The organism is Streptomyces sp. NPDC059080, from assembly GCF_042739975.1.
GTDB lineage: Bacteria > Actinomycetota > Actinomycetes > Streptomycetales > Streptomycetaceae > Streptomyces > Streptomyces benahoarensis.
The window spans coordinates 15,193-21,478 of the sequence record NZ_JBHYGX010000052.1 but is presented as its reverse complement, the minus strand read 5'-3'; the positions used below and the strand labels follow the sequence as shown (position 1 = coordinate 21,478).

4 protein-coding genes and 1 riboswitch are annotated in these 6,286 nt (G+C 69.9%); all 4 genes read right to left on the bottom strand.

The window, feature by feature from the left end:
• Window positions 1-108: 108 nt before the first annotated feature.
• The 4 genes from ACFWWQ_RS27035 to ACFWWQ_RS27020 all read right to left on the bottom strand — a co-directional run bounded on the left by ACFWWQ_RS27035 (window position 109) and on the right by ACFWWQ_RS27020 (window position 6,022).
• Window positions 109-1,167: a ribonucleotide-diphosphate reductase subunit beta gene (locus tag ACFWWQ_RS27035; RefSeq protein WP_384601259.1), complete on the bottom strand. Its 1,059-nt coding sequence runs from the start codon at window positions 1,165-1,167 to the stop codon at window positions 109-111.
• On the bottom strand, window positions 1,167-3,593 hold the full coding sequence (locus ACFWWQ_RS27030; protein WP_384601256.1) for a ribonucleoside-diphosphate reductase subunit alpha: 2,427 nt from the start codon (window positions 3,591-3,593) through the stop codon (window positions 1,167-1,169). Before ACFWWQ_RS27030 ends, ACFWWQ_RS27035 begins: the two co-directional genes overlap by 1 nt.
• A 165-nt stretch (window positions 3,594-3,758) precedes the next feature.
• Window positions 3,759-3,928, bottom strand: a riboswitch (cobalamin riboswitch).
• 169 nt (window positions 3,929-4,097) lie between these two features.
• Window positions 4,098-5,762, bottom strand: a complete 1,665-nt coding sequence (mctP, locus tag ACFWWQ_RS27025) for a monocarboxylate uptake permease MctP (protein WP_384601303.1) — start codon at window positions 5,760-5,762, stop codon at window positions 4,098-4,100.
• On the bottom strand, window positions 5,762-6,022 hold the full coding sequence (locus tag ACFWWQ_RS27020) for a DUF3311 domain-containing protein (RefSeq protein ID WP_384601253.1): 261 nt from the start codon (window positions 6,020-6,022) through the stop codon (window positions 5,762-5,764). The genes mctP and ACFWWQ_RS27020 overlap by 1 nt, the downstream gene beginning before the upstream one ends.
• Between the last annotated feature and the right edge of the window lie 264 nt (window positions 6,023-6,286).

Below are 6,286 nucleotides of genomic sequence, written 5' to 3'. Positions count from 1 at the left end.
CTGCCGCGCGCACCCCCGTCCGACCCACCGTCTGCCCGCCCCCCCGGCCGAACCCGCGGGGGGCGCGGTGACCCCACCCCCGCCCCCGGCCCGCTCGTGGTGTGTGCCCTAGAAGTCGTCGTCGAACGAGACCGAACCCTCGACGGCGACCTGGTAGGCCGACGCCCGCCGCTCGAAGAAGTTCGTCAGCTCCTGGACGTTCTGCAGCTCCATGAAGGAGAACGGGTTCTCCGAGCCGAAGACCGGCGTGAAGCCCAGGCGCTGGAGCCGCTGGTCGGCGACGCACTGCAGGTACTCGCGCATCGACGCGGAGTTCATGCCCGGCAGGCCCTCACCGCACAGGTCGTGCGCGAACTGCAGCTCGGCCTCGACGGCTTCCTTGAGCATCGCGGTGATCTGCTGCTCCAGCTCCGCGTCGAAGAGCTCCGGCTCCTCGTTGCGGACGGTGTCGACGACCGAGAACGCGAAGTCCATGTGCATCGTCTCGTCGCGGAACACCCAGTTGGTGCCGGTGGCCAGGCCGTGCAGCAGGCCGCGGGAGCGGAACCAGTACACGTAGGCGAACGCGCCGTAGAAGAACAGGCCCTCGATGCAGGCGGCGAAGCAGATGAGGTTGAGGAGGAAGCGGCGGCGGTCGGCCCGGGACTCCAGGCGGTCGATGGACTCGACGGAGTCCATCCACCGGAAGCAGAACTCCGCCTTCTCCCGGATGGACGGGATGTTCTCGACGGCGGCGAACGCGGCGGCGCGGTCGTCCGGGTCGGGCAGATAGGTGTCGAGCAGCGTCAGATAGAACTGGACGTGCACGGCCTCCTCGAAGAGCTGACGGCTCAGGTAGAGCCGCGCCTCGGGGGAGTTGATGTGCTTGTACAGCGTCAGCACCAGGTTGTTGGAGACGATCGAGTCACCGGTGGCGAAGAACGCCACCAGGCGGCCGATCAGGTGCTGCTCGCCCGGGGAGAGCTTGGCGAGGTCGGTGACGTCGGAGTGGAGGTCGACCTCCTCGACGGTCCAGGTGTTCTTGATCGCGTCGCGGTAGCGGTCGTAGAAGTCCGGGTACCGCATGGGCCGCAGGGTCAGCTCGAAGCCCGGGTCGAGGAGGTTCTTCGTGCCGGTGGTCGCGGTGTGGGCCGCGGCGGCGTCAGGGGTGAGGGTGGTGTCGGGCATTACTGGCAGGCCTCGCAGGACTCGGGGTTTTCCAGGGAGCAGGCGACCGCTTCGGGGTCGGCCACCGGCAGCTGCGCGGGGACGGCCGCGCGGGCGGACTGCGCGATCCGGGTCGCCGGACGCGAGCGCAGGTAGTACGTGGTCTTGATGCCGCGCTTCCAGGCGTAGGCGTACATCGAGCTGAGCTTGCCGATGGTCGGCGACGCCATGAAGAGGTTCAGCGACTGGCTCTGGTCGAGGTACGGCGTCCGGGCCGCGGCCATGTCGATCAGCGCGCGCTGCGGGATCTCCCAGGCGGTGCGGTACAGCGCCCGGGTCTCCTCGGGGATCCAGGAGACGTCCTGGATCGAGCCGCTGGCGTCGCGCAGCGCGTCCCGGGTGCGGGCGTCCCACAGTCCCAGCGCCTTCAGCTCCTCGATCAGGTACGCGTTGACCTGGAGGAACTCGCCGGAGAGGGTTTCGCGCTTGAAGAGGTTGGAGACCTGCGGCTCGATGCACTCGTAGACGCCCGCGATGGAGGCGATCGTCGCGGTCGGGGCGATGGCCAGCAGCAGCGAGTTGCGCATACCGGTCTCGGCGACGCGGGCGCGCAGCGCGGCCCAGCGGTCCGCCCAGAGCGGCTCGGCGTCCGGGTAGTGGTCGGGGTGGAGCACTCCGCGGGCGGTACGGGTCGCCGACCACGCCTGGTGCGGGCCGTGCCGCTCGGCGAGGTCCGCGGACGCCTCGTACGCCGCGAGCATGATCCGCTCGGAGATCCGGGTGGACAGCGCACGCGCCTCGGGCGAGTCGAACGGCAGCCGCAGCCGGAAGAAGACGTCCTGGAGGCCCATCAGGCCCAGACCCACCGGCCGCCAGCGGGAGTTGGAGGCCGCCGCCTGCTCGGTCGGGTAGAAGTTGATGTCCACCACGCGGTCGAGGAAGGTGACGGCGGTGCGGACGGTGGCGTCCAGCCGCTCCCAGTCCATCGCGTCCTCCCACCCGGCGGCGGGGTCGCCGAGGTGTGCCGCGAGATTGACCGAACCGAGGTTGCAGACCGCGGTCTCGCCGTCGTCGGTGACCTCCAGGATCTCCGTGCAGAGGTTGGAGGAGTGGACGACCTTGCCGGGCTCGGCGGTCTGGTTGGCGGTGCGGTTGGCGTGGTCCTTGAAGGTCATCCAGCCGTTGCCGGTCTGCGCCAGCGTCCGCATCATCCGGGAGTACAGCACCCGCGCCGGGACCTGCTTGGTGGCGCGGCCCTCGGCCTCCGCCGTGCGGTACGCGGCGTCGAACTCGTCGCCCCACAGGTCGACCAGCTCCGGCGCGTCCGAGGGGGAGAACAGCGACCAGTCGGCGTCGGCCTCGACGCGGCGCATGAACTCGTCGGGGATCCAGTGCGCGATGTTCAGGTTGTGGGTACGCCGCGCCTCCTCGCCGGTGTTGTCGCGCAGCTCCAGGAACTCCTCGATGTCCGCGTGCCAGGTCTCCAGGTAGACGCAGGCGGCGCCCTTGCGGCGCCCGCCCTGGTTGACCGCCGCGACCGAGGCGTCCAGCGTCCGCAGGAACGGCACGATGCCGTTGGAGTGCCCGTTGGTGCCGCGGATCAGCGAACCGCGGGCCCGGATACGGGAGTACGAGAGGCCGATGCCACCGGCGTGCTTGGAGAGCCGGGCGACCTGGTGGTAGCGGTCGTAGATCGAATCCAGCTCGTCCAGCGGCGAGTCCAGCAGATAGCAGGACGACATCTGCGGGTGGCGGGTGCCGGAGTTGAAGAGGGTGGGGGAGGAGGGCAGGTACGACAGCGAGCTGGTCAGACGGTACAGCTCGGCGACGTCGGCCAGTGCCCGCGCCGAGTCGTCCTCGGCCAGACCGCAGGCGACCCGGAGCAGGAAGTGCTGCGGGGTCTCGATGACCTGCCGGGTGGTGGGGTGGCGCAGCAGGTAGCGGGAGTGGACGGTGCGCAGCCCGAAGTAGCCGAACCGGTCGTCGGCGCCGTCGGCCAGCGCCCGGGTGACGAGGGCGTCCAGCTCCGCGGCGTGGGTGGCGACGAACGCGGCGGTGGAGTCGGCGATCAGGCCCTCGCGGTGGCCGGTGGCGACCGACGCGGAGAACGAGACGGCGCCCTCGCGCGCGGCCTCCTCGGCGATGGCGAGGGTGAGCAGCCGCGCGGCGAGCTTGGAGTACTGCGGCTCGTCGCCGATCAGACCGGCGGCGGCGTCGATCGCCAGCTCCCGCAGCCCGGCCTCGTCGGAGCCGGGGTGGCGGCCGCGGAGCGCGGCGGCGGCGATCTTGCCGGGGTCGGTGGCCGTCAGGTCGGCGGTCAGCTCGGTCAGGGTGCGCAGCAGGGCGGTGCCGGGCGGGTCCTGGCCGGGGGCGTCGGCGGGGAACGTGGCCGTCTCAAGCGCTGCGGCCTCGGCGTCGGTCGCGGACTGCGGTGGCGCGGTGGTCACGTGGTGCTCTCCCTCACTCGGCGGGGCCGGAGGGAGGCGCGACGGACGGTCCACGGCGGGCGGCGGCGCCCGGCGGCACACAGGGGCGCTCGGGCGCGCGGAGACCCGCGCGGCGTCCACCGGCCCATCCCTCGGGGCCCGGACATCTCGACGTCCGGGCCAGGGCGGCGCGGACGTACCATCGGCAGGTCTTCGGACTCACGGGGCGCACGCCAGTCAGGCGATATCGGAGGATATCTGCGCTCTCGTACACCATTGCGGGACAGTTCCGGACTCACACCGGATTCCCCTGCGGCGACAGCGAGGATGAGCATACATGTGGTGGTGGGCTCTTGGGCGCACCCCCATATCTAGTGCGGTGTGGTGAGCGAGGGGTGGCTGTCAGTGGTCTCGGGTCGGCCGAGCCGTGCCACGACTGGGCGAGCGGGCCTCCGCCCCCGACAACAGGCCGCCGCATCCCGAAAGGGACACGGCGGCCTGCGGGGAGAGGTCGCGTCCGCGACGTCAGCGCCCCGCCGGAACGTCCGCCGTCGCGGGCGGCAGGTCCGGGGTGACGCCCTTGTCGTCGACGTCCGCGGTGTAGTCGCCGGGGCTGGTCTCGTCGGTGCCGTCGGGGGCCTTGAGGGCGCGCAGGACGACGGTCAGGACGACCGTCACCACGACGTTGAGGACGAACGCCGTCAGGCCGATGTAGCCGATCTGGCCGATGCCGGGGATCTCCGCGCTGGAGCCGCCGAAGTGGGCCTGCGCCGGGCTCGCCACGCCGTAGGCGGCGAGCGTGCCGTATACCATGCCGACGGCCCAGCCGGCCAGCAGCGCCCAGCGGTGGAACCACCGGGTGAACAGGCCGCCGACCAGTGACGGCATGGTCTGCAGGATCCAGATGCCGCCCAGCAGCTGGAAGTTGATCGCCACGGTCTTGTCCATGCTGAGGACGAAGACCAGCGCGCCGACCTTCACCAGCAGCGACACCAGCTTGGCGACCTTGTGCTCCTGCTCGGGCGTGGCGCCGGGCCGCAGGAAGTCCTTGTAGACGTTGCGGGTGAAGAGGTTCGCCGCGGCGATGGACATGATCGCGGCGGGCACCAGCGCGCCGATGCCGATCGCGGCGAACGCCACGCCGGAGAACCAGCTCGGGAACATGTCCTCGAAGAGCTGCGGGATGGCGAGTTGGGCGTTGCCGTGGGTCTCCGTGCCCGCCTTGATCGCCATGAAGCCGAGCAGTGCGAGGAAGCCCAGCATCAGCGAGTACAGCGGCAGGATCGTGGTGTTGCGGCGGATCACGTTACGGCTGCGGGAGGAGAGCGTCGCGGTGATCGAGTGCGGATACATGAACAGCGCGAGCGCCGAGCCGAGCGCCAACGTGGCGTACGCCCACTGGCTGTTCGGGCCACTCGCCAGCTCACCGCGCGGTTTACCGGTCGGGCCCGGTTCGGCGAACGCCTTGCCCGCCGCGTGGAAGATCGCGTCGAAACCGCCGAGCTTGATCGGGATGTAGATGATCGCGACGGCGATGACCAGATAGATCAGCCCGTCCTTGACGAACGCGATCAGCGCCGGGGCGCGCAGTCCCGAGGAGTAGGTGTACGCGGCGAGCACCGCGAACGCGATCAGCAGCGGCAGGTCCTTGACGAACCAGTTGGTGTTCTCGCCGCCGCCGACGCCCATCACGTCCAGGACCGCCTGGATGCCGACGAGTTGGAGGGCGATGTACGGCATCGTCGCCAGGATGCCGGTCAGCGCGACGGCCAGCGACAGACCCTTCGAGCCGAAGCGTCCGCGCACGAAGTCGGAGGTGGTGACGTAGCCGTGCTTGTGCGAGACGGACCAGAGGCGGGGCAGGAAGGTGAAGATCATCGGGTACACGAGGATCGTGTACGGCACGGCGAAGAAGCCGGACGCGCCCGCCGCGTAGATCGCCGCCGGGACGGCCACGAAGGTGTACGCGGTGTAGAGGTCGCCGCCGAGCAGGAACCACGTCACCCAGGTGCCGAAACTACGGCCGCCCAGCCCCCATTCGTCGAGGCTGGCGGACTGCTCGGCCTTGCGCCAGCGGGCCGCGAGGAAGCCCATGACGGTGACGGCGACGAAGAAGAAGACGAAAACGGCGAGGGCGACACCGTTGACGCCGCCGGTGCCGGACGCGGCGAGCGCGAAGGAAGGGAGCATCACCTGGCCGCACCGCCCTTACGGACGCGGTTCTCCCGCTGGACCAGCTTGTACGCGATCACCGTCAGCACCGTGGAGATCAGCACCCACAGCATCTGGTACCAGTAGAAGAACGGGATGCCGATGAGCGTCGGCTCGATCTTCGCGTACGAACCCACCCAGAGCATCGCCACGAACGGAGCGATCAGGCACAGCCCGGCCACCACACGTGTCGGTGTGACGACCTGTCTGGAAGTGGGTGTTCCGTCGTGCTCTGTCATGGCGGCTCCGTCCCTGGCGCTCTCCTGCGATGGGCTGGAAATCTATGGCAGGGCCGCGTCAGCCGTCACTAGGTGTCCGCATATCGGTACGGCAACGGCGGCCATCGGAGCGGCGCTTGGGGCGCGCGGAAGGCCGCCGTGCGCCCCTAAGACGTGTCCGCACAGTCCCGCCCACCCGGCCGAACAAGGGGCAGGGGTGGAGTATAAACAAAAACCAACCCACAAGACATACAATCAACGCGTGTTGCGAGGGGGGGGTTGTAA